30 protein-coding genes, 1 tRNA gene and 1 pseudogene are annotated in these 26,380 nt (G+C 72.9%); 17 read left to right on the top strand and 15 right to left on the bottom strand.

Annotated features, from left to right (window positions below; translation table 11 throughout):
* Positions 1-23 precede the first annotated feature (23 nt).
* From BQ6202_RS02340 to BQ6202_RS02330, 3 genes are all read left to right on the top strand, one after another.
* The gene (locus BQ6202_RS02340) at positions 24-455 is read left to right on the top strand and encodes a hypothetical protein (RefSeq protein WP_072312866.1); all 432 of its coding nucleotides are present in this window, start codon (positions 24-26) and stop codon (positions 453-455) included.
* Positions 452-748 (top strand): transcriptional regulator, encoded by a 297-nt coding sequence (locus BQ6202_RS02335; protein WP_072312865.1) that lies wholly within the window; start codon positions 452-454, stop codon positions 746-748. The genes BQ6202_RS02340 and BQ6202_RS02335 overlap by 4 nt, the downstream gene beginning before the upstream one ends.
* Positions 749-823: 75 nt before the next feature.
* A complete protein-coding gene (locus tag BQ6202_RS02330; protein ID WP_072312864.1) occupies positions 824-2,152 on the top strand; it encodes a hypothetical protein in 1,329 nt (442 codons plus the stop codon).
* A gap of 50 nt (positions 2,153-2,202) precedes the next feature.
* Here the strand turns inward: BQ6202_RS02330 and BQ6202_RS02325 are convergent, their stop codons facing one another.
* Complete coding sequence (locus tag BQ6202_RS02325; RefSeq protein ID WP_072312863.1) at positions 2,203-2,391, bottom strand: hypothetical protein; 189 nt, start codon at positions 2,389-2,391, stop codon at positions 2,203-2,205.
* A 112-nt stretch (positions 2,392-2,503) separates the two neighbouring features.
* Between BQ6202_RS02325 and BQ6202_RS02320 the strand changes: the two genes are divergently transcribed.
* On the top strand, positions 2,504-3,112 hold the full coding sequence (locus tag BQ6202_RS02320; RefSeq protein WP_072312862.1) for an NADPH-dependent FMN reductase: 609 nt from the start codon (positions 2,504-2,506) through the stop codon (positions 3,110-3,112).
* A gap of 21 nt (positions 3,113-3,133) precedes the next feature.
* Here BQ6202_RS02320 and BQ6202_RS02315 read toward each other — a convergent pair whose 3' ends face one another.
* Complete coding sequence (locus BQ6202_RS02315; protein ID WP_072312861.1) at positions 3,134-4,261, bottom strand: glycosyltransferase; 1,128 nt, start codon at positions 4,259-4,261, stop codon at positions 3,134-3,136.
* A 66-nt stretch (positions 4,262-4,327) separates the two neighbouring features.
* On the opposite strand from BQ6202_RS02315, the gene BQ6202_RS02310 reads away from it, so the two are divergent.
* From BQ6202_RS02310 to BQ6202_RS02300, 3 genes are read left to right on the top strand one after another with little or no spacing between them, the layout of a single operon-like run.
* Positions 4,328-4,813, top strand: coding sequence for a hypothetical protein (locus BQ6202_RS02310; RefSeq protein ID WP_072312860.1), 486 nt, complete (start codon positions 4,328-4,330; stop codon positions 4,811-4,813).
* Positions 4,814-4,865: 52 nt separating this feature from the next.
* Positions 4,866-6,065 carry a cysteine desulfurase-like protein gene (locus BQ6202_RS02305; RefSeq protein ID WP_072312859.1) on the top strand — a complete coding sequence of 400 codons (1,200 nt, stop codon included), beginning with the start codon at positions 4,866-4,868 and terminating at the stop codon, positions 6,063-6,065.
* Between the two features lie 35 nt (positions 6,066-6,100).
* Complete coding sequence (locus BQ6202_RS02300; RefSeq protein WP_072313165.1) at positions 6,101-6,475, top strand: helix-turn-helix transcriptional regulator; 375 nt, start codon at positions 6,101-6,103, stop codon at positions 6,473-6,475.
* On the opposite strand, the gene BQ6202_RS02295 is transcribed toward BQ6202_RS02300, so the two are convergent.
* A complete protein-coding gene (locus tag BQ6202_RS02295) occupies positions 6,472-6,999 on the bottom strand; it encodes a hypothetical protein (RefSeq protein ID WP_072312858.1) in 528 nt (175 codons plus the stop codon). The two genes, BQ6202_RS02300 and BQ6202_RS02295, sit on opposite strands and share 4 nt — an antisense overlap.
* Before the next feature lie 95 nt (positions 7,000-7,094).
* Between BQ6202_RS02295 and BQ6202_RS02290 the strand changes: the two genes are divergently transcribed.
* The gene (locus BQ6202_RS02290; protein WP_072312857.1) at positions 7,095-7,502 is read left to right on the top strand and encodes a VOC family protein; all 408 of its coding nucleotides are present in this window, start codon (positions 7,095-7,097) and stop codon (positions 7,500-7,502) included.
* 56 nt (positions 7,503-7,558) lie between these two features.
* Here the strand turns inward: BQ6202_RS02290 and BQ6202_RS02285 are convergent, their stop codons facing one another.
* Together BQ6202_RS02285 and BQ6202_RS02280 are read right to left on the bottom strand one after the other, a co-directional pair.
* Positions 7,559-7,990, bottom strand: coding sequence for a TA system VapC family ribonuclease toxin (locus BQ6202_RS02285; RefSeq protein WP_072312856.1), 432 nt, complete (start codon positions 7,988-7,990; stop codon positions 7,559-7,561).
* A 1-nt stretch (position 7,991) separates the two neighbouring features.
* Positions 7,992-8,234: a hypothetical protein gene (locus BQ6202_RS02280; RefSeq protein ID WP_072312855.1), complete on the bottom strand. Its 243-nt coding sequence runs from the start codon at positions 8,232-8,234 to the stop codon at positions 7,992-7,994.
* Positions 8,235-8,324: 90 nt separating this feature from the next.
* Here BQ6202_RS02280 and cydC point away from each other — a divergent pair, with 90 nt between their 5' ends.
* Positions 8,325-11,855 (top strand): thiol reductant ABC exporter subunit CydC, encoded by a 3,531-nt coding sequence (gene cydC / locus BQ6202_RS02275; RefSeq protein ID WP_083586807.1) that lies wholly within the window; start codon positions 8,325-8,327, stop codon positions 11,853-11,855.
* A 220-nt stretch (positions 11,856-12,075) separates the two neighbouring features.
* Here the strand turns inward: cydC and BQ6202_RS02270 are convergent, their stop codons facing one another.
* Positions 12,076-12,882 (bottom strand): M56 family metallopeptidase, encoded by an 807-nt coding sequence (locus tag BQ6202_RS02270; protein WP_072312854.1) that lies wholly within the window; start codon positions 12,880-12,882, stop codon positions 12,076-12,078.
* 8 nt (positions 12,883-12,890) lie between these two features.
* A complete protein-coding gene (locus tag BQ6202_RS02265; RefSeq protein ID WP_072312853.1) occupies positions 12,891-13,247 on the bottom strand; it encodes a BlaI/MecI/CopY family transcriptional regulator in 357 nt (118 codons plus the stop codon).
* 208 nt (positions 13,248-13,455) lie between these two features.
* Here BQ6202_RS02265 and BQ6202_RS02260 point away from each other — a divergent pair, with 208 nt between their 5' ends.
* Both BQ6202_RS02260 and cydB read left to right on the top strand, forming a co-directional pair.
* Positions 13,456-15,072, top strand: a complete 1,617-nt coding sequence (locus BQ6202_RS02260; RefSeq protein WP_072312852.1) for a cytochrome ubiquinol oxidase subunit I — start codon at positions 13,456-13,458, stop codon at positions 15,070-15,072.
* 20 nt (positions 15,073-15,092) lie between these two features.
* Complete coding sequence (gene cydB, locus BQ6202_RS02255; protein ID WP_072312851.1) at positions 15,093-16,151, top strand: cytochrome d ubiquinol oxidase subunit II; 1,059 nt, start codon at positions 15,093-15,095, stop codon at positions 16,149-16,151.
* Here the strand turns inward: cydB and BQ6202_RS02250 are convergent.
* Positions 16,148-16,777: an isochorismatase family protein gene (locus BQ6202_RS02250; protein WP_072312850.1), complete on the bottom strand. Its 630-nt coding sequence runs from the start codon at positions 16,775-16,777 to the stop codon at positions 16,148-16,150. The genes cydB and BQ6202_RS02250 overlap by 4 nt on opposite strands.
* Positions 16,778-16,904: 127 nt before the next feature.
* Between BQ6202_RS02250 and BQ6202_RS02245 the strand changes: the two genes are divergently transcribed.
* Complete coding sequence (locus tag BQ6202_RS02245; RefSeq protein ID WP_200792177.1) at positions 16,905-17,855, top strand: GlxA family transcriptional regulator; 951 nt, start codon at positions 16,905-16,907, stop codon at positions 17,853-17,855.
* 5 nt (positions 17,856-17,860) lie between these two features.
* On the opposite strand, the gene BQ6202_RS02240 is transcribed toward BQ6202_RS02245, so the two are convergent.
* Complete coding sequence (locus tag BQ6202_RS02240; RefSeq protein ID WP_072312848.1) at positions 17,861-18,070, bottom strand: hypervirulence associated TUDOR domain-containing protein; 210 nt, start codon at positions 18,068-18,070, stop codon at positions 17,861-17,863.
* A 16-nt stretch (positions 18,071-18,086) separates the two neighbouring features.
* The gene (locus BQ6202_RS02235; protein ID WP_072313163.1) at positions 18,087-18,749 is read right to left on the bottom strand and encodes a hypothetical protein; all 663 of its coding nucleotides are present in this window, start codon (positions 18,747-18,749) and stop codon (positions 18,087-18,089) included.
* Between the two features lie 87 nt (positions 18,750-18,836).
* Here BQ6202_RS02235 and BQ6202_RS02230 point away from each other — a divergent pair, with 87 nt between their 5' ends.
* The gene (locus BQ6202_RS02230; RefSeq protein ID WP_072312847.1) at positions 18,837-19,133 is read left to right on the top strand and encodes a Dabb family protein; all 297 of its coding nucleotides are present in this window, start codon (positions 18,837-18,839) and stop codon (positions 19,131-19,133) included.
* Positions 19,134-19,178: 45 nt separating this feature from the next.
* On the top strand, positions 19,179-19,910 hold the full coding sequence (locus BQ6202_RS02225) for a 4a-hydroxytetrahydrobiopterin dehydratase (protein WP_072312846.1): 732 nt from the start codon (positions 19,179-19,181) through the stop codon (positions 19,908-19,910).
* Positions 19,911-19,949: 39 nt separating this feature from the next.
* Here BQ6202_RS02225 and BQ6202_RS02220 read toward each other — a convergent pair.
* The 4 genes from BQ6202_RS02220 to BQ6202_RS02205 all read right to left on the bottom strand — a co-directional run bounded on the left by BQ6202_RS02220 (position 19,950) and on the right by BQ6202_RS02205 (position 24,615).
* Positions 19,950-20,022, bottom strand: a tRNA-Ala gene (locus tag BQ6202_RS02220).
* Between the two features lie 299 nt (positions 20,023-20,321).
* Positions 20,322-21,611: a hypothetical protein gene (locus BQ6202_RS02215; RefSeq protein ID WP_072312845.1), complete on the bottom strand. Its 1,290-nt coding sequence runs from the start codon at positions 21,609-21,611 to the stop codon at positions 20,322-20,324.
* A 63-nt stretch (positions 21,612-21,674) separates the two neighbouring features.
* The gene (locus BQ6202_RS02210) at positions 21,675-22,334 is read right to left on the bottom strand and encodes a GNAT family N-acetyltransferase (protein WP_072312844.1); all 660 of its coding nucleotides are present in this window, start codon (positions 22,332-22,334) and stop codon (positions 21,675-21,677) included.
* Positions 22,335-22,344: 10 nt separating this feature from the next.
* Entirely contained in the window at positions 22,345-24,615 is a 2,271-nt protein-coding gene (locus BQ6202_RS02205; protein WP_072312843.1) for an LLM class flavin-dependent oxidoreductase, read from the bottom strand.
* Positions 24,616-24,745: 130 nt separating this feature from the next.
* Between BQ6202_RS02205 and BQ6202_RS02200 the strand changes: the two genes are divergently transcribed.
* Positions 24,746-25,345 (top strand): 5-formyltetrahydrofolate cyclo-ligase, encoded by a 600-nt coding sequence (locus BQ6202_RS02200; RefSeq protein WP_072312842.1) that lies wholly within the window; start codon positions 24,746-24,748, stop codon positions 25,343-25,345.
* Positions 25,346-25,350: 5 nt separating this feature from the next.
* Positions 25,351-25,443 (top strand): annotated as a pseudogene (locus BQ6202_RS15110) (FmdB family zinc ribbon protein); the annotation flags it as partial.
* A 62-nt stretch (positions 25,444-25,505) separates the two neighbouring features.
* Here the strand turns inward: BQ6202_RS15110 and BQ6202_RS15105 are convergent.
* Entirely contained in the window at positions 25,506-25,694 is a 189-nt protein-coding gene (locus BQ6202_RS15105; RefSeq protein ID WP_234946109.1) for a hypothetical protein, read from the bottom strand.
* A 64-nt stretch (positions 25,695-25,758) separates the two neighbouring features.
* Between BQ6202_RS15105 and mscL the strand changes: the two genes are divergently transcribed.
* The gene (mscL, locus tag BQ6202_RS02190) at positions 25,759-26,193 is read left to right on the top strand and encodes a large conductance mechanosensitive channel protein MscL (RefSeq protein ID WP_072312840.1); all 435 of its coding nucleotides are present in this window, start codon (positions 25,759-25,761) and stop codon (positions 26,191-26,193) included.
* The last annotated feature ends 187 nt before the right edge of the window (positions 26,194-26,380 follow it).

Here is a 26,380-nt window from a genome sequence, read left to right as displayed (position 1 = left end):
AACGATCGCGTATGGTTTCCGACATGGAAACCATCGAGCAGACGCCCGACCCTCGTGATGCTGCCGCCAGGCTCGCCGCCGCCGCCGACGCGCAGCGCGCCGTGCGCGACCGCCCCTGGCCCATCTGGCTCTACCCGGCCAACGCGCTCCTCCTCGGTGGCGTGGCGCTGGCCGGGCTGATCCCCTCGTCGATGGTCGGGGCGATCGCCGTGCTGATCATCGCGAGCGCCATGGCCGCCCTGAACCTCTTCGCCGGCCGACGCATCGGCACCCCGTTCGCCATCCCGACGAGCCGCGGCTTCCGCATCCTCGTCACCGCATCCGCAGCCTTCGTGATCGGGGCACTGCTGGCGCGCGCGGCCGAGGTGGAGTGGGCGATCATCGCGTGCGCCGTCGCGGCGATGCTCAGCTACGCCATCGCCTCGGTGCTGCACCACCGGAGCACGCGCGCGTGACCGGCCAGCTCGATCCCGTCATCCACCCGACCCATCGCCTCAAGATCTGCGCGATGCTCGACGCCGGTGCCGAGGTGGAGATGGCGGTCGTCAAGGACGCGGTCGGCCTGAGCGCCTCAGCGCTCAGCAAGCAGGTCGCCGCGCTCGTCGATGCCGGCTACGTGGCGCAGGAGCGCGCGCAGCGGGATTCGCGCCGCATCTGGCTGACGCTGACGCCGCAGGGCAAGCGGGCGTATCGCGGCCACGTGCTTGCCCTGCAGGAGATCGTGGCGGGGGCCGCGCTGCCGTCGTGACGTCGGCGCTCCGCCCGCTCGGCGCGGCAGGTGCGCTCTCGAGCCGTCTGCCAAGATGCAGGCGTGGGAACGCTGATGCGCGAGATGCAGTCGCGGCTCGACTACCTCTGGTTCATCTACCGCAGCGAGCTCAGCTGGCTCGTCGCCCTCGGGCTCTTCGCGCTGTCGCTGCCGTTCGCGTGGCTGCCGGTCGAGCTGGTGACCGTCGGCGCGATCATCGGTGCCGCGGCCGCACTGGTCGGACTCGTCGGTGCAGGGCGCTCGATCTTCGTCACCTGGCGCCGAGCGAAGCTCGAGCAGATCGCGAGGCCCATCAGGGGCGATGTCGTCGCCGAGTGGACCCCTGAGGGAGGGCACAGCGCGATCGTGCAGCACGCGGGCGCCGACCGGACCGCCTTCTGGTGGGATCGCGACGTCAATGACGCGCTGCGCTGGCGATCGATCGGCCACGACCCCGTCGTCGGCCGCGTGCGCGCAGGCCGCTACCGCCTCCCCACCCGCCTGCAGGAGATCGCCGGCCGAGGGCTGCGCTACGGCAAGGTCGCCGGCAAGGCCCGCCGAGAGAATCGCAAGCTGCCCATCCGCTTCAACGGCCGACTCCTGCGGCTCGCCTCCGAGCCGACCGTCGAGGCGATCGAGCGCGGGGTGCTCGACTTCGAGCGCGTCACCTACTTCGACGGGGAGTGCAGCAACGAGCTGTGGACCGCCCGCGCTGTCGTGCCCGGCTGGAGCAGCGCAGCAGGCGGCGACGAGGCGCAGGGCGTGGTCGACCGCTACGCGTGCGACCGCGCGGGCCGGATGCTGGCGCTCGACTACGCCAACGTCGCCAACATCGTGGGCATCTCGGTGCTGGCAGTGACCACCGACGGCCACGCGGTGCTCGTGCGGCAGAGCGCCGGCAACTCCGTCGCTCCGAGCGCGTGGGCGTCGAGCGGCTCCGGCTCGCTCGAGCGGCGCGACCTGCACGCCGCAGGCTCAGCGGGCCACGCCGCTGAGGAGACGGTGAGCCATCCTTTCAACGCCGTGGGGCTCATCATCAGCGGCATGCTGCGGGAGCTGCGCGAGGAGTCACTCCTGACCGAGGAGGAGATCGACCCGGTGAGCGCTCGCATCACGGCCTACTGGCGCTGGGCGGAGCGCGCGATGAAGCCGGAGTTCGCAGGCATCGTGCGCCTGAAGGTCAGCGCCGCCGACCTCGACCGGCGGAAGCATCGCGGCACCGAGCGCGCCTTCAGCGCCCAGGTCGTGGCCACGCCGCTGCAGCCGCTCCTCGACGGCGTCGGGCGGGGCGAGAGCCCGCTCCATGGGCCCATGAGCCCGAGCTGCGAGGTCGCGATCCTCGCCGCTGCCGACTTCCTCGCCAGCCCAGAGGGCGTCGCCTGGAGGTCAGAGCCCACGGCCTGACCGGGCACGACCCTCCCGTAGCGATCGGTGGTGCGGGGTGCACCCGGCGCTCAGGCCGCGTGCGTCGACTTCGTCGTCACGGAAGCGCGCGCCGTCATCGGCGTCTCGCGCCACATCATGTCGCAGCTGCTGCAGTGCAGCAGCCCGTCCCAGGCGCGCACGCGGGGTGCCTCCAGCTCGCACAGCGGGCACTCCGCCACCTCGTACTCGACCCCGTTGTCGAGCGTGTAGATCGTCATGCGCTCATTGTGATCCTCGACCCTTGCGATGCCCTTGCGACACACTCCACGCCTGTGGAGAATCGGAGCCTCCGGTCACGGCGCACCCAGGTCGCCGGTGCATGCTGGCCACATGGCTGACACCTACCACCACGAACCCCCGTACACGATCGGCGTGATCTGTGGCAGCATCGCGGCCTCATCGATCAACCGCCGCCTCGCCAACGCGCTGATCAAGCTCGCGCCCGAGAGCCTCGAGCTCAGCTTCATCGAGATCGACACGCTCGCGCTCTACGACCGCGAGCGCGACGACGACTACCCGCCCGAGGCGGTCGCCCTCAAGCAGTCGATCTCGGCCGCCGACGGCATCCTCATCGTCACCCCCGAGTACAACCGGTCGATCCCCGGCGCGCTCAAGAACGCCATCGACTGGGCCTCGCGGCCCTACGGCGAGAACGCCCTGAGCCACAAGCCGGTCGGCATCATCGGCACCTCGCCCGGCGCGATCGGCACAGCCGTGGCCCAGCAGCACCTGAAGTCGATCATGTCGTTCTGCAACGCCCCGATCATGAACGAGATCGAGGCCTACATCCAGTTCACCGACGACCTCCTCGATGACGACGACTCCGTCGCGAACGAGTCCTCGAAGGAGTTCCTCACCACCTGGATGCAGACCTATGACGAGTTCGTGCGCCGCGTGCTCACCGTCATCCCGAAGCCCGACGGCTCCACCGCCGCATAGCGCGGCCCGCCGGCGCCGACCTCACAGCTCGTCGCGCGCCTCGGGCGGCAGCAGCTCCTCGATGAGCGCTGCCGCCCGCGGCGCACCGCCGTGCGCACGCAGCTCCGCGCCGACCGCGCGCGCCCGCTCTCCGAAGCCCGCCTCGCGCACCACCTGCCGCACGGCATTCCTCAGCCGGATGGGTCGCGGGCGTCCCGTGCGCAGGTCGACCCCCGCTCCCGCGCGCTCGACGCGCGCTGCGACCGCCGCCTGCTCCGGCGTCGCGCCGGCCACGACCAGCGGCACCCCCTCTGCGAGGAGCTCGAGCACTCCCTGCCAGCTGCCACTGGTCACCGCGACCGCTGCGTGCGGCAGCACAGCCGCCAGCGGCAGCGCTTCGGCCAGCCGGGCGTTCGGCGGCACTCCATCGCCCACGTCCTCGCCGGCCGTCATCCCAACGACGCGCACCTGATCGATCGCCAATGCGTCGAGCGCGGTCTGCAGCAGGTCGGCGCCGCCCTCCGCGGGCAGGTCGTGCGCGACGAGCACGACCGGCCGCGGCTCGTCGGCCAGCGTCTCGATCCAGAGCGGCGGCGCATCGTCATCGTGCCGCTCGTCGCGCAGCACGCCGACGAACACCACGGGCGCGGGCACCGCGTCGCGATCGAGCTCCAGCATCGGCGACCCGGTCGCGATGAGCGCGTCCGCTGCCGCGAGCGCCTCGCCGAGCAGCGCGGCTGCTGCCGTCGAGCGCCGATCGACGCGCACCTCGAGCAGCGCGCGCAGCCACGCGACCGCGCGCTGCGAGGCGCGCGTCGCTGCGGCGCCCGCGCGCGGCATCGGCGACGGCATCGGTTCGAGCACGACCGCCGCCCACGGCAGCCGCAGCTGCGCCGCCGCGAGCGCGGCCCCGGGCGTCGCCGCGTCCGTCACGAGCGCGTCGAGGGATGCGGCGGCGTGCACCGCGGCGATCACGTCGAGGGTCGCTCGCGGCTCGTGCTGGCCGTCCAGCCGCACCACTTCGCACCCGAGGCGGGCGAGCGCATCCGCCCCCTGACCCGTCGCGAGCGCCGTCACGCGGTGGCCACGCTCGAGCAGCGCCTCGGCCACGGCCACCATCGGCGGCACGTGGGCGAGATTCGCGGGAGCGGTCACGAGCAGGTGCGCCACCGCGCCACCGTACTGCCGCCACGTGGATGCTTGAGCGAAATTGCACAACGCTGTTACGATTCCTGAGTGACGCGCTCACTCCGGGTGCCCTTCCGCCCTGTCGCCGCATCGCCGCGCAGCCTCCCCGTGGCGCTCGGCGTCGCCGGCGCACTCCTCGGCCTCGCGCTCGGGGCCGTGATAGCGGTGGTCTGGCAGCCCTGCCTGGGCGTCGCGCCGCCGATCGACCCGCTCACCACTCCACGCTCGTGCGTCGAGGTCACGAGCGGCGGCAACACCGCGTGGATCAGCATGCTCATGTGGCCGCTCGCGCTCGGGCTCTGCGGGTTCGCCATCGCGCGGCTGCTGCGGCGCGGCGGCAGCAGCGCGCTCGTCATCGCGATCGCGCTCGGCCTGCTGGCGCTCCTCGCGAACCCGCTGTCGGAGTATGCGCTGCTCAACGCGTGGGCGCAGTCCTGGGACGAGCCGCCGGGCACCGGCGCGCTGACCGCCGCATCGCTCGTCTGCGGCGGCATCGTGCTGCTGGGCAGCGAGTGGCGCACGCGCGCGAGGTGAGAGAGTGGCAGCACCCGGCCCGAACCGAACGAGCCGCTGCCGAAGGAGCACCGTGAGCCTCGACGTCGCAGCACTGCGCGCCCAGTTCCCCTCGCTCGAGTCAGGGCTCGCGCACTTCGACGGGCCGGGTGGCACGCAGACGCCAGCAGTGGTCGGCGAGGCGATCGCCCGCACCATCACCGCGCCGCTGTCGAACCGCGGCGCCGTGGCGCCCAGCGAGCGCAACGCCGACGCAGCGGTCGCCGGCTTCCGCAGCGCCTACGCGGATCTGCTCGGCGCCGACCCCGGCGGCATCGTCTACGGCCGCAGCGCCACGCAGCTCACCTACGACCTCTCGCGCGCGCTCGCGAAGACCTGGCGCGCCGGCGACGAGGTGGTCGTGACGCAGCTCGACCACGACGCGAACATCCGCCCATGGATCCAGGCCGCCGAGCGCGTCGGCGCGGTCGTGCGCTGGCTGCCGCTCGATCCCGCGAGCGGCGAGCTCGACCTCTCGGCGCTCGACGACATCGTCAACGACCGCACGCGCCTCGTGGCCGTCACGGCCGCATCCAACCTCATCGGCACCCTGCCGCCGGTCGCTCGCATCGCGGCTCGCGCCCACGAGGTCGGCGCGCTCGTGCACGTCGATGCCGTGCACTACGCGGCGCACGCGAGCGTCGACATGGCGGCGCTCGGCGCCGACCTCCTGGTCTGCTCGCCCTACAAGCTCTATGGCCCGCATTGCGCCGCGCTCGCCGCAGCGCCGGCGCTGCTCGAGACGCTCGAGCCAGACAAGCTGCTGCCCTCGACGAACGCCGTGCCCGAGCGCTTCGAGCTCGGCACCCTGCCCTACGAGATCATGGCCGGCGCCACGGCGGCGGTCGACTTCATCGCGAGCCTCGGCGAGGGCGGCACCCGCCGCGAGCGACTCGAGAGCGCCAACGAGGCGGTCGAGCAGCACGAGCTGCGGCTGCGCGGGCGCATCGAGGAGGCGCTCTCCGGCTTCGGCGATCGCGTCGCGCTGCACTCGGTCGCGCGCGACCGCACGTCCACGCTGTTCTTCACCTTCGCCGACCGCGACCCCTTCGACGGCTACCGCTTCCTCGCCGAGCGCGACATCGTGGCGCCCGCCGGCAGCTTCTACGCCCACGAGCCCTTCTCTGCGCTCGGGCTCGACGTCGACGCCGGCATGCGCGTGGGCCTCGTGCCCTACAACGACGACGCCGAGATCGATCGGCTGCTGACGGGTCTGGCCGACTTCCTCGCGTGAGCGTCGACGAACGCCGTTTGCGCGACATCGTCGCGATGCGACGGGTGCGCGATCGGATCGACCGCGATTTCGCTCAGCCGCTCGACGTCGAGGCGCTCGCGCGCGGCGCGCACGTGTCCGCCGGGCAGCTGAGCCGCGAGTTCGTCCGCATCTACGGCGAGTCGCCCTACAGCTACCTCATGACCCGTCGCATCGAGCGCGCGATGACACTGCTGCGGCGCGGCGACCTGAGCGTCACTGAGGTGTGCTTCGCCGTCGGCTACGCCTCGCTGGGCACCTTCAGCACGCGCTTCACCGAGCTCGTCGGCGTGCCGCCGAGCGCCTACCGGCGCGACCACTCGCAAGCGGCCGCCGGCATCCCCGCGTGCCTCGCGCGGCAAGTGACGCGGCCGGTGCGCGAGCGCTCCTAGCTGCCGCCCTGCACTGGCTCGCTGGTGCCCCGCGCCCCCGCTTCCACGTCGGCGAGCTCGCCCTCGAGCGCATCCAGCAGCAGGTCGACGAGGCGCTCGCCGACGGTCGCGGCGGGCGTCGCCACGGCGTCGATGATCTTGGCGAGGATCCGCTCCACGGCGTCGACCCCCTCGTCGAGCACCTGCACGGTCGCTGCCGAGCCGTCGGCGGCGACGGTGACGACCACGTTGCCCGGCAGCGCGCTGTCGCGCGAGACGTTCCGCACCGCATCCGCCCTCATGTCGATGATCAGGCCCGGCTGCGCCTCGCGCCACCAGCGGTGCAGCAGCTTCGCGAGCGCGAGTACCCCGCCGACGATGAGGAGCGTCTCGGCGATGAACGCCTGGTTCGGGCGCCCGCCCCCGGGCATCGTCGTGACCTGCACCTCGTCGGGGGCGAGCGCTCCTCGGCCCTCGAGGTCGCGTCGCGCGTCGTCCAGCGCGCGGTGCTCGGCATCGTCGAGGGTCAGGCTGATCTGCTCCATGTCGCCCAGCCTCACCCTTGCGCATCGCGAGCGCAACGCCGGAGCCCGTCAGGGATCGAGGAGTGCGAGCCGCGGCCGGGTCTAGCGTTGCGGCCATGGACATCAGCATCCACTACGCCTTCCTGCCCCACACCGACGGCGAGGCCGCGCTCGGCTTCTACCGCGACACGCTCGGCTTCGACGTGCAGCAGGATGTCGGCTACCAGGACATGCGCTGGATCACCGTGGCACCGGCCGGCTCGCCCACCGCGATCGTGCTGCACCCGCCGGTGGTCGACCCCGGCGTCACCGACGAGGAGCGCGCCGTCGTGCTGGGCCTGATGGCCAAGGGCGTCTACACCGCGGTGACGCTCGCCACCGACGACCTCGACGGGCTGTTCGACCGCGTGCAGGCGGCGGGGGCGGATGTCGTGCAGGAGCCGACCGACCAGGACTACGGCGTGCGCGACTGCGCGTTCCGCGACCCGGCCGGCAACCTGATCCGCATCAACCAGCGCGCCTGAGGGCTGGGAGCGCTCGCGCGGAAGCGTCCGCCTGGCGGCTTCGCACGAGCGTCGGTTCAGCCCGCCGTGGGGTCGAGGGTGCGGACGTCGTATCTGGCGAAGCCGCGATCAGCCGTCACGACGGTGGCGCCCTGCTCGAGCGCGACGGCGGCGTAGTAGGCATCTGGCACGTCGTTGCCCCGCAGGCGGCGCTCGGCCACCAGCTCGCTGAATATCTGCCAGTGCCGAGCGCCGGGGCGGACGACCACGACCTGGGGCGATGCAAGCAGGGCTTCGGCGAACGCGAGCGCCTGCGCCGGCGTCGACGGCTGCTCGAAGACACGCGGATGAGTGACGATGCGAACCATCGCGCTCAGCGCGAGCTCGCTCACGCCGATCGCCTCGTGACCGGCCAGCGCTCCCTCGAGCCACGCGCGCATGGGCTTGCTGTGCGGCGCATCATCAGCGCGCTGCGCGCCCACCAGCACGTTGACGTCGAGGAACAGCACGTCAGCGGCTCTGCTCGCCGAGGATCGCAGCCATCGCATCCCGGTCGTGGAGGTCGACGCCCGGCATCAGCCCCCCGCTGTACCCGAAGTCCGGAAGCTCGGCAGGTTCGCTCGACGCGCCCTGCTCCCGCAGCGCGCGGCGCAGGGCGTCCTCGATCACCGCTCCGATCGTCTGATGCGTGCTCGCGGCGCGCAGCTTCGCCGCGGCCAGCAGCTCGGCATCGATGTTCACGGTCGTGCGCATGGCGGCACCATAGCATCAGCACGCAAACATCGATACATCACTCTTGGCGAGGGGGGGGAGGCGCATAGTCTCGGGTGAGACGATGGATGCGTGCGTCGCCCTCGGTCCGAGACTCCCGTCGACCAGATCGCAGCGCAGCAGCCGAGCCGCGACCCGTGGGTGATCGAAGCGGAGCGCACCGCGGCTGCACCCGGCTTCCGCAGGCCCGCGCTCGGGCCCGTGCCGCGCATCCGCATCTATGTGCTCGGAGTGCTCTCGGCCCTGCGCGCTGCCGGTCTCGTGCTGATCGCCGAGGCGATCGCGCGGGGCATCGCGGGGCTCGCCGCGGCCGACGCGAGCGCCCAGACCGGCTTCGGGCTCAGCGCGGAGGTGATCCGCCTCGTGGTGGCCCTCGGCATCGCCGGCGCACTGCTGCGGGCCGGTGCCGAGTGGGGCACCTCCGTGCTCGCGCGACGCATCGCCACCGATGTCAAGCGCGGCATCCGCGGGCGGCTGTGGCGGCAGATCGTGACCGGCGACCGAGCTGACGCCGCGACCGGGAGGGCCAGCGGCACCATCACCGGCGGCGGCACCGCCGTCCTCGCCGCTGACGGCCTCGACGACCTCGACGACTACTACGTGCAGACCATCCCGGCGGTCATCGCTGCGGCGGTCGTGCCGATCCTCGTCGGCATCCGCATCCTCGGCGCCGACTGGGTGAGCGCGCTCATCATCGTGCTCACCGTTCCGCTCATCCCCTTCTTCATGGTGCTGATCGGCAAGCACACGCAGCAGCGCACCGACGAGGCGCTCGGGGCCCTCACCCGGCTCGCCGACCACCTGGCCGAGCTCGCCCGGGGACTTCCCGTGCTCGTCGGGCTCGCGCGCGTCGACGAGCAGGCGAAGGCGCTGGAGCAGCTGCAGCGCGGCTACCGCGAGCGCACCCAGCAGACGCTGCGGTGGGCGTTCCTCTCGGCGCTGGCGCTCGAGCTGATCGCCACGATCTCGGTCGCGATCGTCGCGGTCTTCCTCGGACTGCGACTGCTGAACGGCACCATGACGCTCGAGCCTGCCCTGCTCGCGCTGATCCTCGCGCCCGAGGCGTTCAACGCGCTGCGCCAGGTCGGCACGGCCTTCCACGCCTCGCAAGATGGCCTCGCCGCCCTCGACCGCTCGCAGGCGATCATCGACCGCCCGGCGCGCGCCGACGTGCGCGCCCACCCGCCGGTCGAGGAGCGCGCCCACCCGCCGGTCGAGGAGCGCGCCCACCCGCTGGTCGAGGAGCGCGCCGCAGGCACGCGTCTCGAGACCACCCCCATCCGCCTGCACGCCCTCACCGTCCGCTACCCCGGGCGCGACACCCCCGCGCTCGCGCCCGTCACCGCCGACCTCACCGGCATCGTCTCCATCGCCGGCCCGTCCGGCGCCGGCAAGTCGACCCTGCTCGCCGCCCTCACGGGAGCCCTGCCCGACGACGCTGAGATCGGCGGCCGCATCACGGGCGTGCAGGCGGATGCGGTGGCCTGGGCCCCGCAAGCACCGCGCGCGTTCGAGACCACGCCCCGCGCCGAGCTGGCGCTCTACGGTGCCGACCCGCTCTCCGCGCTCGACGAGCTGGGGCTGCGTCGCGTCGCCGACAGCGCCGTCGCCGAGCTGAGCCCCGGCGAGCTGCGGCGGCTCGCCGTCGCGAGAGCGCTCGCCCGCTCGGACGCCGGCGCGACCCTGCTCGTGCTCGACGAGCCGACCGCGCATCTCGACCGCGCATCCGCCGACCTCGTGCGCGCCGCGATCGTGCGCCGCTCCGAGCGCGCCGTCGTGGTGCTGGCCAGCCACGAGCCAGAGACGACGGCCCTCGCGACGCTGACCATCCCCGTCGCCCCCGCCCCGCCGGTCGAGGAGCGCGCCGACGCAGTCATCCCGCCGGTCGAGGAGCGCGCCGACGCAGTCATCCCGCCGGTCGAGGAGCGCGCCGACGCAGTCGGTGATGAGCCGATCGGCATAGCGGCCCACCGAGCGGAAGATCCCGAACGCCCGCACCTCCCCCGCTGGCTCGCCTCGATCTCGCTCGCCGCCATCGCCGTCTCGATGGGCCTCGCGCTCACGGCGGTCTCGGGCTGGCTGATCGTGCGCGCGACCATCGAGGAGCACATCATGGTGCTGATGGTGGCGATCGTCGGGGTGCGGGCGTTCGGGATCTTCCGCTCGGTGGGCCGCTATGCCGATCGGCTCATCACGCACGACGCGGCGTTCACGGTGGTCGACGCGCTGCGGCTGCGGCTGTGGCGCTCGATCGCGGCGCGCGGCGCCGGCTCGCGCCGCCTGCTCGAGGGCGGCGCGCCCCTCGACTACCTCGTGACGCTCGCCGACGAGCTGCGCGACCAGCTGCCGCGCACGCTGCCGCCCATCGCGGTCGGCGTCGTCGTGATCGCCGGCACCGTCACCACCACCGGCTTCGTCGCGCCGCAGCTCACGGCGTTCGTCGCGATCGTGCTCGTGCTCGCCACCGCCGTCGCGGCGGCCGTCGCGATCGCCTCCGAGCGCGGCGCTGCCGCCGAGCGCATCGGTGCGCGCTCCGAGCTCGTGCGCGGCACTGCCGCCCTGGCCGCCTCGGCCGCCGACCTGCGCGGCAACGGCGTCGCCGAGAGCGCCCTCGCTCGGCTCGACGCAGCTGCAGGACGGCTCGCGAGCGCCGAGCGCCGCGCCGCCTGGGCGGCGGGCCTCGGCACCGCTGTCGTCACCGCTGCCGTCACGACGCTCGCCGTGCTCGTGCCGGTGCTCTCCTCGGTGCTGCCGCCCGGACTCTCCGGCGAGGGTGCCGCCGTCATCGCGCTCCTCTGCCTCGCCCTGCTCGAGCCGCTCACCGACCTCGTCACCGCCGTGCACCGCATCCCCGCCATGCGCGCCGTCCTCGCACGCCTCGGTCCGGTCCTCCGCCCCGCGCCGCAGCCGGCGTGGGGCGAGGCGACCCCCGCATCCCCCGTCACGCGGGCCGAGCTCGACGACGTCGCCGTGCGCTACCCCGGCATGTCGGCGCCAGCCGTCGAGGGCGTCTCAGGCGCGGCGTCGACGCAGCGCTGGCTCGTGCTCGAGGGCCCGTCGGGCTCTGGCAAGTCGACGCTGCTCTCGACCGTGATGGGGGCGCTGCCGGTCGAGCGGGGCGAGATCAGGATCAGTGGCGACGGCGGCGCGACACCGATCACCCACCTCGACGAGCGGGCCTGGCGCTCGCGCGTCGCGTGGTGCCCGCAGGATGCCTACGTCTTCGACTCGACCCTGCGTGGCAACCTGCAGCTCGCCCGCGCGCGCGACGACGCCGCAGACGACGCCGAGCTGCGCGCCGCGCTCGAGCGCGCCGGGCTGGCCACGCTGCTCGACACCCTCGCCGACGGTCTCGACACCCGCGTCGGCGCCGGAGGCTCCGCGCTCTCGGGCGGCGAGCGCCAGCGACTGGCCGTCGCCCGCGCGCTGCTCACGCGCGCCGATCTCATCCTGCTCGACGAGCCGACGGCGCACCTCGACGCGCCCACCGCATCCGCCATGATGGCCGACGTGCGGGCCGCCACCGCCGACCGCGTGGTGCTGCTCGTCTCGCACCGCGCCGACGACCGGCACGCGACGGATGCGGTGGTGCGGCTGCGCTGACCCGCCCGGCTCTTGACGCTCAACCGGCCATGCGGCACGCCGAGCCCCCACAGCGCTCCGCGCACCGCCCAGCCGGTTGAGCGTCGCCCCACCCGCCCACAAGGCCGCGGCGGCGCAGGCTCGCTGACCCGCCCGGCTCCCGACGCTGAACCGGCCATGCGGCACGCCGAGCCCCCACAGCCCTCCGCGCACCACCCAGCCGGTCGAGCGTCCCGCGCGCCTACGCCACGAGGCGCCGGAAGCGGTCGCTGCCCCGGCTCGAGCCCGCCGCGTCGCGCTCCGCCCCGGGCACACCGCTCGCACCGACCTGCAGGATCGCTCGCGCGAGCACCTCGTCGCGCACCTCGCGCCGCGCGTGATCGTCGGCCAGCATCTCGACGAGCGCAGCGACCTCGGCATCCGCGAGCGCCGCGACCGGGAACCACGGCAGCGCCGACCGCCAGGCCCGGAACGCCAGCAGCAGGATGTCGTGCCGCTGCTCGACGTGCGCCCGCTCGTGCGCGATCACCGCGACCAGCTCGTCGGCGTCGAGCCGGTCGAGCAGCCCCTGCGACAGCACCGTCACCGAGCCGGCCCCGCGCGGCAGGCAGTAGGCCACGGGCACCGCGTCGTCGAGCACCCGTGTGCGGGCGCGGGTCGGATGCGGTGCGCTCAGCAGGTCGAGCAGGCTCAGGTGGCGATGCCGCTGGCGCGTGACCTGCACGATCGTGACGCCCAGGTGCGTGAGCAGGTAGACGGCGAAGAGCAGCGCAGGCAGCAGCACGACCCACGGATGCGCGAGGCGCTCCGGCAGCGCCGGCGCGGCCGCGAGGCCGGTGAGCGCGAGCGCGCCGATCATCGCGAAGCCTCCGGCGAGGCCCACGCCCTGCCACACGAGCAGCGCGAGCACGGGCGAGCGCATCGGCCACTCGGCGCGCGACAGCCACACGGGCACCGGCCAGGCGAGCAGCAGCGACGCGAGCCACAGCAGCGCCGCCGCCCACACGAGTGCCACGTGCGGGATCACGAGCGCGCCGTCGAGCGGCATGGCTCGGCTCAGCTTCCGTCGCGCAGCAGCGAGCGCAGCAGCTCGGCGTCCTCGCTCGAGACGCTGCCGACGAAGCGCTCGAGCACCGCCGTGCGGTCGCGCGACTCCCCCAGCACCGAGTGCATGAGCTCGGCGACATGATCGGCGCGCGAGCCCACAGCGGCATAGCGGTAGGGGCGCACCGAGCGATCCGAGGCGACGAAGCCCTTCTTCTCGAGGCGCGAGAGCACGGTCAGCAGCGTCGTCGCGGCGAGCGTGCGACCGCTGCCCTCGAGCTGCTCCTGCACGTCGTAGGCCGTCAGCTGCGCCGGTGCATCCCACACGGCATCCATCACCGTGCGCTCCAGCTCACCGAGCGTTCCCATCACTGCCTCCGAGTCCTCGCGGGCCGAGCGCGCGACGCGCGCCGACCCATCCGTCTCGCCATTCTACCGGGTGTCGAACTTCTTCTACGCCCCACGAACTTCTTCTATCGGGTGTCGAACTAGTTCTACATGCCGTAGAATTGCAGCAGGCGGACACCCCGCCAGGAGCCCTCCGAGGAGCGCTCGCCCGCTGCGAAGGAGTGCTCGCGTGGAAGTCCTGGACATCGCACGGTGGCAGTTCGGCATCACGACCGTCTACCACTTCATGCTCGTGCCGCTCACGATCGGGCTCGGCATGGTCATCGCCATCATGCAGACGATCTGGGTGCGCACGGGCGACGAGCGGTTCCTCCGCATGGTGAAGTTCTGGGGCAAGCTCTTCCTGATCAACTTCATCCTCGGCGTCGCGACCGGCCTCGTGCAGGAGTTCCAGTTCGGCATGGCGTGGAGCGAGTACTCGCGCTTCGTCGGCGACGTCTTCGGCGCCCCGCTCGCGCTCGAGGGGCTGCTGGCGTTCTTCGCCGAGTCGACCTTCATCGGCATCTGGATCTTCGGCTGGGGCCGCCTGCGCAAGGGCCTGCACCTCGCGGCCCTGTGGTGCGCCGTGATCGGCTCGTGGTTCTCGGCCTACTTCATCATCGTCGCGAACTCGTGGATGCAGCACCCCGTCGGCGTCGAGCTCGGCCCCGACGGCCGGCCCGTCATGACCGACGTCTGGGCGGTGCTCACCAACAGCACCGCGCTCGCCGCCTTCACGCACACGATCTTCGGCGCCCTCATCGTCGCCGGCATGTTCCTGATCGGCATCAGCTGGTACCACCTGTGGCGGCGGCGCCACGACGAGATCGACACGACGGATGCGTCGGGCCGCGTCGTCGTCGGCGAGGCACCGAGCGTCGTCGGCCGCGACCGCACCGACCACGGCGTGTGGCTCTGGTCGCTGCGCTTCGGCGCGGTGCTCGGCATCGTCGCCTTCGGCGGCCTCACGCTGACGGGCGACTGGCAGGGCAAGCTCATGTACGAGCAGCAGCCGATGAAGATGGCCTCCGCCGAGGCCGCCTGCCACACCGGCTCGTCGTTCTCGATCCTGTCGCTCGGCGACCCGGGCACCACCGACTGCACGCAGGTCGTGACGCTCATCGAGGTGCCGGGCCTGCTCGGCTTCCTCGGCACCGGCGAGTGGGGCGCCGACATGCCCGGCATCTCCGACCTCGAGCCCGTCTACCAGGATCAGTACGGCGAGACGATCCCCGACGAGGCGCTCTACGGCTCCTTCGCCGGCAGCGAGGTGCAGTACGTGCCGCCGATGTGGGTGACCTACTGGGGCTTCCGACTCATGATCGGCCTGGGTGGCATCACGGCCTTCGGCGCGCTCGTGGCGCTGTGGCTGACGCGCAAGGGCACCGTGCCCTCCTCGCACTGGATCATGCGGCTCGCGATCCTCGGCATCCTCGCCCCCTTCGCCGGCAACATCGCCGGCTGGATCTTCACCGAGATCGGCCGCCAGCCCTTCGTGGTCGCCCCGAACCCCGACCCCTCCGGCATCGACGGCGTCTTCATGTTCACCGCTGCCGCCGTCTCCCCCGGTGTCACCGTCGGCGAGCTGCTCTTCTCCGTCATCACGCTCACCGCCATCTACGCCGCGCTCATGGTCGTCGAGCTGACGCTGCTCGTGAGGTATGTGCGCGGCGGGGTGGCGAGCGCGATGCCAGAGCTCGACCCCGCCCACGGCCGTGGGCACGGCGGCGACGATGACGACCACGACGCATCCGACGACCCCGACGGCCGCGGCCGCCGCGACGACGTGCTGTCGTTCGCCTACTAGCCCAGCGACGAGGAGCACCCATGGAACCGCTCGCCATCACCTGGTTCGTGCTGATCGCCGTGCTGTGGATCGGCTACCTGCTGCTCGAGGGCTTCGACCTCGGGGTGGGCATGCGGATGCTGTTCAGCAGTCGCGATGAGCGCGAGCGTCGCGTCATGCTCAACACGATCGGGCCGGTCTGGGACGGCAACGAGGTGTGGCTGATCACCGCGGGCGCCGGCACCTTCGCGGCGTTCCCCGAGTGGTACGCCTCGCTGTTCTCGACCCTCTACGTGCCGCTGACCTTCGCGCTCGTGGGCCTCATCATCCGCGCCGTCGCCATCGAGTGGCGCGGCAAGGTGCACACGCAGCGCTGGCGCTCGCTCTGGACGGCGTGCATCGGCCTCGGCTCGCTCATCGCCGCGTTCTGCGTCGGCGCGATGCTCTCGCTCACGTCGCTCGGGCTGCCGATCGACGGCAACGGCGACCGCGTCGGCGGGCCCTTCGCCTGGCTCGGGGCGCCGGCGATCATCGGTGGGCTCGCGGTCGTGGGCTTCGCGCTCGCGCACTCGGCGACCTTCCTGGCGCTGAAGGCCGACGGCCCGGTGCGCGAGCGCTCGGCGCGGTTCGCCGCGACGTGGGCGCCGTTGTGCCTCGCGCCGGCGGCCATCTGGGCCGTGTGGGTGCAGCTCGAGCACGGCGGCTCGATGCTCTCCTGGGGGCTCGTGCTCCTCGCGGTCGTCGGCGCGGTCTTCGGCTTCGCGCAGGCGCGCCGCCGCAAGGAGGGGCTCGCGTTCATCGGCTACGCCGCGTTCGGCCTCTTCGGCAGCGGGGCGGTCTTCGCGGGCATGTTCCCGCGCCTGCTGCCCTCGACCGTCGACCCGGCCTTCGACCTCACGCTCATGAACGCGGCGAACAGCCCGTACACGCTCGGCGTGATGACGATCGTGGCGGCCGTGAGCCTGCCGATCATCCTCGGCTACCAGGCGTGGAGCTACTGGATCTTCCGCCAGCGCGTGACGCCCGGAATGATCCCCGACGCGCACATCGTGCTGCCGGCGATCCTGCGCGACAAGGATGCGGGGGCGACGCGGGTTTAGTGCTGCTGGGCGCCGGCGACGGCCGAGCTGCCGAGATCGCTGCGCCGCATCGGCTCGCCCGCCTCGAGCGCTGCCACCCACTCCTCGACGGCGCCGACCGCGGCCCAGTTCGAGGCGAGGAGCGTCATGAGCGTGGTGTGGACCGTCTGCGCGTCGACAGCACCGACGTGGTTCGCGAGGTGCACCGCTCCGGTCGCGTCGGCGAGCACCTCGGTCTTCAGGCCGAGCCCCTCGCCCTCGACGGCCGAGGCCAGCACGCAGTTGTTGGTCATGTAGCCGACGAGGGTCACGGTGTCGACCTGCTGCTCCTGCAGCCACTGCGCGACGTCGGTGTCCGCGTAGACCGATCCGAAGCGCTTGACGACCGACTTCCATCGGTCGGTGCGTCGCTCCTCGACCGCGGGGTGGAGGGCGAAGCGCGGCCCCTCCGGATCGAAGACCGGCGCTCCGGCGCCCGCCGTGTGCTGGATCACCGCGACCGGGACGCCCGCGGCGTTCGCGGCGTCGATCGCGCCCACGATGCGCGGCAGCGAATCGCTGTGCGCCGGGTATCCGATCTCGAGCGGACCGCCGAAGTACTCCTGCTGGACGTCGATGACGACGAGGGCGCGGCGAGGCGAGGTCATGGCATGCTCCTTGGGCTGTCGACCGCCCGTGCGGCGGCCTCCCTCCATCGTCGCCCGCGACCCTCACCGGCACCAGTGGCCTGCACGCCGCCCTACGATGAGATCAGGCCAATCACGGGAGGCACGTGTGCGCATCGCGATCCACGCGTTCCCAGGGGTGACGATGTTCCACCTCTCGGTGCCGCAGATGGTCTTCGACGAGGTGGCGAGGCAGGGCCTCGCCGAGTGGGAGACGCAGGTGTTCGCCGAGCGGGCGGGACCGGTGCGCACCGCGGAGGGGCTCACGGTGGGCGGCGCACGGGGTCTTCGCGCGATGGAGGAGGCCGACCTGATCGTGCTGCCCTCCTGGCATGAGGACGGGCGCGAGACCAGCGCACGGCTCACCGCGGCGCTCGCACGCGCGCATCGACGCGGAGCGGTGGTCGTGGGCCTCTGCCTCGGCGCGATCCCGGTGGCCGACGCGGGGCTGCTGGCCGGCCGGCGAGCGGTGACGCACTGGCAGGCCTCCGATCTGCTCGCGAGCCGGCACCCCGACGTCGAGCTCGACCAGCAGGTGCTCTACGTCGACCACGGCGACGTGCTGACCTCGGCGGGCACGGCCTCCGGCCTCGATGCCTGCCTGCACGTCGTGCGGCGCAGGCTGGGTGCCGATGCGGCGAATCGCGTCGCTCGGAGCCTCGTGATCGCACCGCACCGCGAAGGCGGTCAGGCGCAGTTCATCGATCGGCCCCTGCCGGCGCGCTCCGCCGAGGGGCCGATCGCAGGCGTGCTCGAGTGGGCGCTGCAGCACCTGGGCGAGCCGCTGCGCGTCGACGACCTGGCGCGTCGCGCGCAGCAGAGCCGGCGCACGTTCCTGCGCGCGTTCCGAGCCACGACGGGCACCACCCCGGCCGCATGGCTCCGCGCGCAGCAGCTCGATGCAGCACGGCGGATGCTCGAGTCCAGCGATGCGCCGATCGAGCGCGTCGCCGCCGAGTGCGGGTTCGGCAGCGTCGTGACCTTCCGGCAGGCGTTCGCGGCCGCCTTCGGCACCACGCCCTCGTCGTACCGGCGGCGCTTCGACGCCCGGAGGGCGTGAAACGGTCAGCGCTTGCGGAGCGCCGAGCCCTTGTGCGCGGCCTTCGCGTCGGTCTTGTCGCTCTGCACCTCGTACTGCGGCTCGTCGTCGCTCGCGCGGCGCGTGCGACCGAGGAACTCGAAGTCGCTCGTGTGCACCTTCGTCACTTCGCCGGAGACGCGGCCGCCCTCCGAGTTCCAGCTGACCTTGTCGCCCACCTTGTAGTCGTCGCTCATGCGGCCATCCTGCCCGCTACTCCTCGCCCTCGAACAGTCCCCCGTCGAGCAGCCAGTGGTAGCGCAGCCGCAGCGCGCGCTCCGAGCTCGCGACGAGCGCGCCCACGACGAGCGCGACGTTGGCCCACGCGGGCAGGAGCAGCGGGCTCTCGAAGGTGCCGATCCGCTCGGCGATCGGCGGGATGCTCGTGAGCTGCTCGATGAGCTGCGGCACGCCGAGCACGAGCGCGACGAGGAGCACGAGCACCGAGAGCGCGCCGATCGTGCGGCTGAGGCCAGGACGCGTGCGGTGCAGGCGCAGGCGCCGCCCCTCTGCCGTCGCCGGGTCGGGCGTCAGCTGGCGCGCGTTGCCGGCCTCGTCCACGAAGTGGCAACGGCGCAGCCCGTAGCCGCTCGCCGCGACCTCGATCGCACCACCCGGCACCGGGAAGGCAGCTGGCAGCTTCGAGACGGCCTGGTTCACGCCGTCGCGATAGAGCTTCGCCGCGACGTCGCCATCGCTGTCGCCCCAGAGCGCGACGTCGACGCTCCAGGTCTCGACCGCACCGGTCTCTCCGCGCATCCGCGCGTGGAAGAGCGTGCGCGAGAGCAGCTGCCACCAGCGGAAGGGCTTGAGCTGGTGCCCGTCGCCGGGCTTCACCCGTCGTTCGGCTCGGCGTCGTTTGCGGTTGGCGCTCATCGGGTGCGTCTCCTGCATCGGCGTCGGTGGACCCGGCCAGGGTATCGAGCGCGGTCGGCCGCGACCTTGCGCGGATAGCCTGAGCCCATGATCCGTCACACCGTCGCCTTCACGCTCGCCCACGCTCCCGGCTCCGACGAGGAGCGCGACTTCCTGACCGCTGGCCCCGCGGTGCTGCGGGCGATCCCGGGCGTCGAGGACTTCACCGTCAGCCGCCAGACGAGCGAAAAGAGCGGCTACGCCTTCCAGTTCGCCATGACCTTCGCCGACGAGGCGAGCTACGCGGCGTACGACGCGCATCCGCACCACCAGGAGTTCGTCGCCACCCGCTGGGCGAACGAGGTCGTCGCGTTCGAGGAGCTCGACTTCACGCCCTATCGCTGAGCGCCCGCGCCGTGAGACGGTGTCGGCGACGAGAGGCTGCCGCACATGGACATGCTGTCAGGCACGAAGATCGCAGACGCTGAGCTCACCGACTGGCGCAAGCTGGCCCAGGGCCTCCACGCCCGCTACCGGGTGCACGACTTCGCTGCTGCCGCGCGCTTCGTCGCGGCGATCGGCGAAGCCGGCGATGGGCTCGGCCACCACCCCATCGTGGCGATCGGGCCGGGCTACGTCGACCTCAAGCTGATCAGCGATGACGCCGTCTATCGCGAGGCGCCGGGGGTCGAGCACATCGTCTCCTGGGTGACACAGCTCGACCTCGACGTCGCTTCCCGCATCACCGAGCTCGCCGCCGAGCATGGGCTCGAAGCCGACCCGGAGGCAGTGAGCGTCATCGAGCTCGGGCTCGACACCGCGCGCTCGGCGGTCATCGCGCCGGTGTGGGCCGCCCTGCTGACGGGGGACCCCGCCTCGCAGGGGCACGGGTCGCCGAGCGACGAGATCCGGGATGCGTCGGGACGGGTGCCGAACCTGTGGTTCGGGGATGCGGTGGAGACCGCGGATGCGGCAGGCACGTCAGATGCGGCGGTGCGGCAGCGCTTCCACGTCGAGGTCTACGTGGCGGCGGAGGTCGCGCCACGGCGGATCGCAGCGGCGCTGGCAGCGGGCGGCGCGGTCGTCGACGACAGCCAGGCGCCGGCGCTGACGGTGATCGCGGATCAGGACGGCAACCGGGCCGTCGTGTGCGTCGACACGTCGGCGGTCACGCAGTCCTGAGCAGCAGGAGAGCCCCGCCGAGGCGGGGCTCTCCGAGGGTGGACCCGGGGGGAATCGAACCCCCGACCTTCTCATTGCGAACGAGACGCGCTACCAACTGCGCCACGGGCCCGGACCGGATGATGCTATCCGACGCGGCCGGGTTCTGCGAAATCGCGCTCCTCGACACGCCCCTTCGACACGCTCTGCGCCTGCGGCGCGGAACGGCTCAGGGAGCAGCCGAGGCGCCTGCGGCGCGGAACGGCTCAGGGAGCAGCCGAGGCGCCTGCGGCGCGGAGCGGCTCGGAAGCAGCCGAGGCGCCTGCGGCGCGGAGCGGCTCAGGGAGCAGCCGAGTCGCCTGCGGCGCGGAGCGGCTCGGAAGCAGCTGCCCGCTGAGCCGGTGCGCGCGCAGCGCACACCGTGTCGAAGCGTCAGCCCACGCGTCGGCGGAAGGCAGCGACCACGTCGACACCGGAGAGGTCGTCGGCGACGACGCCCATCGATGCGAACCTCGAACCGGCGGCGGCCGGCTCGGCCGCTCGCGGCGCGACGCGGTGCTCGTCGGGCGCCGTCTCGATCGGGGCAGCGACGCGCTGCACGTCGAGCGCCTCGGCGGCCGCCACGCCCCGGCTGCGCTGCAGCTCGCGGATCGGCAGCGCCGGCTGGGTCTGCGCGAGGCGGCGCTCCTGATCGGTCAGCTCGGCGCGCTCATCGCCGCCGATGATGTCCTCGAAGCTCGGCTCGAGCTGCGTCACGCGGGCGAGCGGGCCCGAGATCGCGCGGCGATCCTCGGCGAGCTGCCGGCGGGCCCGGGCGAGCAGGTCGTCGCTCGGGTGCCGCGCCGGCTCGTACTGCGCAGGCAGGCGCTGCTCTGGCAGCGGGCGCGGCGTCCAGGCGCGAGAGGCGAGCACCTCGTCGGTGCGCTGCCCCGCGCCGCGACCGGCGCCGTGCGCGTTGCGCTGGCCGGCATCGTGGGCTGAGCGCTGCGTCACGCCGTGCTCTGCGCGCTGCGGAGCGCCGGCGCGCAGCTCGCGGCCCGCGCCGACGACCTCGCCGGTGCGCTGCGCGCTGCGCGCCACGACCTGCTCGGCCATGCGCGCCTCGGTCGCGACCGCCTCTGCGGCGACCTCGCGCGCCTCGACCAGATCGTGCACGCGGGGTGCGGTCGCCTCGGCGACCCGACGCATCCGCGTCGCCGACGCGTTGACGGCCACGAGCCCCGCGACGCTCAGCGCTGCCACCGCGGCGCCCAGCGCCAGCAGCACCTGCAGCCCCGGCACCAGTGCACCGGCGACGACCGCGGCGACGCCCAGCAGCACGAGCGCGAAGCAGGCGAGGCGCGTGCGGCGGAGGCGCTGCGCGCGCGACACGCTCGACTTCACGGCCGCGCGCACCTCGCGCTCGACCGCCTTGATCTGCTCGTCGAGCTCACGTGCGCGGGCGACGGCCTTCGCGTGCTCCATGGCCTGCTTGAGGCGCGCCTCCTTGGCGACCGCCTTCTGCTGCACGGCGACCGTGCGCGAGTCGGCCTCGATCTGCACCTCTGCCGGAGCCTCTGCCGACTCAGCCATGATGCGCAGCGTCTGCTGCAGGCGGATCGCGTTGCGCTCGGTCGCGAGGTACTCGCGCTTGCGGGTCCAGACCGGCACGAGGTACGCGATCCAGAGCACGACGGCGACGATGAGGAGGAGCGACGTCCCGAGACCTGCGAACTCTGGCATGTCCTGCACGGTAGTGGCGCGCGCAGCCCGATCATCGGAGGCCGCGCGGCAATTCGCTCACCCTCAGGTCGAAGTCGCACCGCGAGGGTCGCCGCCGACCTCGACCGGGTAGACCGAGCGGTCGAAGGGCGGCACACGGCCCGCCAGGAAGCGGTCGAGCACCGGCTCGGCGAGCTCCTCCCGCACGAGCGCGAAGCACAGGTGATCGCGCCAGTCGCCGTCGATGTGGATGTAGCGACGGCGGCAGCCCTCGTAGCGGAAGCCGAGCTTCTCGGCCACGCGAAGGCTCGCGGCGTTCTCGGGCCGGATGCACACCTCGACGCGGTGCAGCCCCATGCCGAGCATGAGGTGGTCGGTCGCGAGCGCGACCGCGGTCGTCGTCGCTCCCCTGCCGGCGAAGCGCCGGGCGATCCAGTAGCCGAGCGTCGACGAGGCGAGCGCCCCGCCCGTGATCGCGGCGACGTTCAGCTGCCCGGCGAACTCGCCGTCGACCTCGATCGCGAAGGCGAGGCCGGTGCCGGCGCGATCGGCGTCGAGCAGCGAGCGGATCGACGAGCGCGTGTCGAAGCGCCCGCTCGGCCGCGTGCCCGGCAGCGTCGCCTCCCAGCGCTCGAGCCACGGCCGGTTGACCTGCAGCTCGGTCTCGAGGGTCTTCGCGTCCCGCAGCTTGATGCCCCGGATGGTGACGTCGCCGTGGGAGAGGCGGGGGGCGCTGTCGAACACGAGGTCGAGCCTAGACGGCCGCGGGTGTCGCCTCGACGACGCTGAAGTTGTCGCGCAGCAGGTTGTCGGGGTCGACCCGCTGCTTGAGCGCCCGCAGGCGCGCGAGCGTCGCCGGCGGGAAGGCCTCGGTGAGGCGCTCCGGCCGCCGGTCGGTCTCGAACGACAGGTAGAGGCCGGATGCGTGAGGCGCGACGAGCGCATCCCACGCGGCATCGAGGCGCGCGCGGTGCGAGCCGAGCGCGACGACCGAGAACAGCGCCTCGCGGTGCGCGAATGCGGTGGCGTCGCTGGCGACGTCGCCGATGGCGCCGCCCATCGCGCGGATCTGGAAGAAGTGGTGCACGCCGGCGTCGAGGAAGGCCGCGAGCGCCGCCGCGACCTCCGGCGTGATCGAGCCGATGAGCGCCGAGCGCGTGGTCGGCTCGCCGTGCCCGCGGTGCGGGCCGCCGGCTGCGTTGTCGATGACGCCCGTGTAGCGCGTCTGCACGACCTGCTGCCCGACGAGCGGCCCGACCGCGGCGAACGGCTGCAGGTGCTCGACGATCGCCTCTGCATCGGGCTCGTCGACGGCGATCATCGCCTGCGCGACCCGGGGTCGGCCGCGCTGGTCGCCGCCGAGCAGCAGGAAGGGCGTGACCGCCCGGTCGCTCGCCTCGGTCGTCGCGCCCCAGCGCTCCAAGAAGTCGGCGGTGTCGCTCGCGTCGAACGCGAGCTGCGCGAAGCCCATCGTGCCGACCTCGTGCGCGACGAGCTCGAAGGCGACCGCCACTCCCAGGTTGGCGCCGGCGCCGCGCATGCCCCAGAAGAGCTCGGGCTCCTCGTCGCGGCTCGCGCGCACGAGCGAGCCGTCGGCGAGCACGAGGTCGATCAACTCGATGTGGTCGATCGTCAGGCCGTGCTCGCGGCCGAGGAAGCCGACGCCGCCCGCGGTCGCGAGCCCGCCGACTCCGACCCCGCCGTAGTCTCCCGAGCTGATCGCCCAGCCGTGCTCGTCGAGCGCCCGCGCCACCTGACCCCACGTCGCGCCCGCGCCGATGCGCACGAGGCGCCGCGAGGCATCCACCACGTCGATGCGATCGAGCGCACCCAGGTCGATGACGATGCCGCCCTCGTTCGTCGAGCGGCCCGAGATGCCGTGGCCCGCAGACCGGATGCCGAGCGGCACGCGGCCGCCGTCGGCACCCGCCGCGCCCTGCGAGCGCGCGTAGGCGAGCGCGTCCGCGACCTGCGCGGGGCTCGTCGGCCGCAGCACCACGCCCGGCGCGCCGCCGCGCAGGTAGGTGTGCTGGCGCTCGGCGTACTCCCACGAGCCGGGCTCGACGGCGCTCGCGCGCAGGCTGTCGGGGATCGCGTCGTAGTCGAGTGCCGGCGCGCGGCGTGCGATCGCCGCCGCGGCGAGTCGCGGCGCGACGGCGGTGCCCCGCTCTCCCCGCTCGGCGGCCACCCGCTCGCGCACCGCCGGAGCGACCTCCGCCATGAAGCGCTGCATGACGCCCGGGTCGTCGGTCGCGACGATGAACGTGCCGATGCCGTCCTCGATGGCCAGCTCGAGCATCCGCTCGACGCCGTCTGCGTCGGCCAGGTCGGCGCCGACGTTGAGCATGCGCCGGATCTCGTGCGGGGCGCGGTCGACGCGCGCTGCCGCCTGATCGATGGCGTCGTTGCCGCGTGCGAGGTCGCCGGGCTGCAGGTAGCCGAGGCTCGGCAGCCAGCCGTCGCCGAGCTCGCCCGTGAGGCGCAGCATGCGCGGCTTGTAGGCGCCGACGTGGATGGGGATCGGATGCGCGGGGCGCGGCCCGCGCTTGGCGCCGGCCGCGCGGTGGTGCTGCCCGTCGACGCGCACGCCGCCGCGCTCGCTCGTGTCCCAGATGCCGCGGATGATCGTGATCGCCTCCCGCAGCGCGTCGACGCCTTGGCCGGGTGTGAGCTTCGTGCCGCCCATCCCCTCGATCGCATCCCAGAAGCCGCCCGCGCCGAGGCCGAGCTCGACGCGGCCGCCGGAGAGCAGATCGAGGCTCGCAGCGGAGCGGGCGAGCACGGCGGGCGGTCGCAGCGGCACGTTGGCGACGTTGGGCGAGAGCCGGATGCTGCTCGTCTGCGCCGCCACCCAGCTCATCAGCGTCCACGTGTCGAGGAAGGCGGGCTGGTAGGGGTGGTCCTGGAACGTCGCCAGGTCGAAGCCGACGCGCTCGGCGAGCTGCGCGAGCTGCACGGGCTGCTGCGGCTGCTGGTTCGTCGGCGTGATGAAGACGCCGAACTCGATGTCGTGCCCGTAGTCCATCGCCGTGCCTCCCGGTCTGCGCCGCGTCGCCGTGCTGCGTCGCTGAGTGCAAGCGCGCCGGCGCGCGGAACATTCCGCCGAGCCCGGTGGCCCGGCTCCCCTCTCACGCGGAGCCGCTAGATTCCGGGCTGTGACCGACCATGAGACGACCATCGAGGACGCCAAGCGACAGCTGCGCCGCGAGCTCCGCGGCGCGCGCGCCGCGCGAGGCACCGGCTTCGCGGCAGAGCGCGCCGCCGGCATCGCCGCGAGCCTGCAGGAGCTCGTCATCTCGCTCGGCGCGAGAACGATCTCGGCCTACCTCTCGACGCCCGACGAGCCCGACACCCGACGCTTCCTGGCGTGGGCGGGCGAGCAGCGCATCCGGGTGCTGCTGCCCGTGATCCGCGAGGACGGCCTGCTCGACTGGGCCGAGCACGACGGCACCGAGACGGTCGAGTCGACGCTCGGCATGCCGGAGCCCACGGCCGACGCGCTGCCACCGACCGCGCTCGACGAGGTCGACCTCATGCTGATCCCCGCCACCGCGATCGGTCGCGACGGCTCACGGCTCGGCGGCGGGCGGGGATTCTTCGACAAGACGATGGCCGCCATGGCAGACTGTCCTCCGGTCTATGCGGTCGTGCACGACGAAGAGCTCTTCGACAGCGTGCCCCACGCCGACTACGACCAGCCCGTCGACGGCGTCGTCACGCAGTCCGGGGTCACCCGCATCATCACCAGGAGCTGAACGCCATGCCCGTCTATGCCTATGCCTGCACCGCGTGCGGCAACGCATTCGACGCCCGTCAGGGCTTCGACGAGCCGGCGCTGACCGTGTGCGAGAGCTGCGGCGGCGCGCTGCGCAAGCAGTACGGCTCGATCGGCGTGACCTTCAACGGCACGGGCTTCTACCGCACCGACTCGCGAGCGGCGGCCGGGAAGGGGCCGGGGTCGTCGTCGAGCGACTCGAAGCCTGCCTCCTCGAAGTCGAGCGAATCGAAGCCCGCGGCGTCGAAGCCCGCCGCCTCCAGCTCTGGCGCATCGAGCTCGTCCGGCTCCGGCTCCAGCTCGGGCTCCTGAGCTCCGGTCAATCCCACCACCACATCCGGTTCGTCCGCCTCAGCGCGACCTTCCACCACCACTCATCCTGAGGAGGGCCCCATGGAGGGCTTCAAGAAGTTCCTGATGCAGGGCAACGTCGTCGAGCTCGCCGTCGCCGTCGTCATCGGCACCGCGTTCACCGCGATCGTCGGCGCGTTCACCACTGCGATCATCAACCCGCTGCTCGAGCTGGCCTTCAACGCCAACGAGCTCGCGGCGGCGAAGGTCGGCATCTTCCCCGTCGGCGTCCTGATCGCGGCGATCATCAACTTCCTGATCATCGCGGCCGTCGTGTACTTCGTGCTCGTGCTGCCGATGGCCAAGATGAAGGAGCACCACGACCGTCGCCGTGGCATCCTGCCCGAGGAGCCCGCCGAGACCGACGTCGACATCCTCCACGACATCCGCGACCTGCTGCGTGCGCAGGCCACGAACGCCCAGCCTGGCAGCGGCCAGGGCGGCACGACCGCCGGCGGCACTCCCCCGGCGCTCTGACGCTGCGACGTGGAACGGGCGGCCCCGCGGGGCCGCCCGTTCTGCGTCTGCGCGAACCGCGTGGCACTCCCGCGCGCTCGGCGTCGCGAACGGAGGATCGATTCGAGATCGGTCTCCAACAGAGGACGCATCGCCCTCTCGCCACGCGAGCTCCTCGTCTCGCGTCAGCGCGAGCCGCGGCCGGGCG

Origin of the sequence: Agrococcus sp. Marseille-P2731 (assembly GCF_900117395.1) — a bacterium.
Taxonomy (GTDB): Bacteria; Actinomycetota; Actinomycetes; order Actinomycetales; family Microbacteriaceae; genus Agrococcus.
This window is presented reverse-complemented; position numbering and strand designations above follow the sequence as displayed.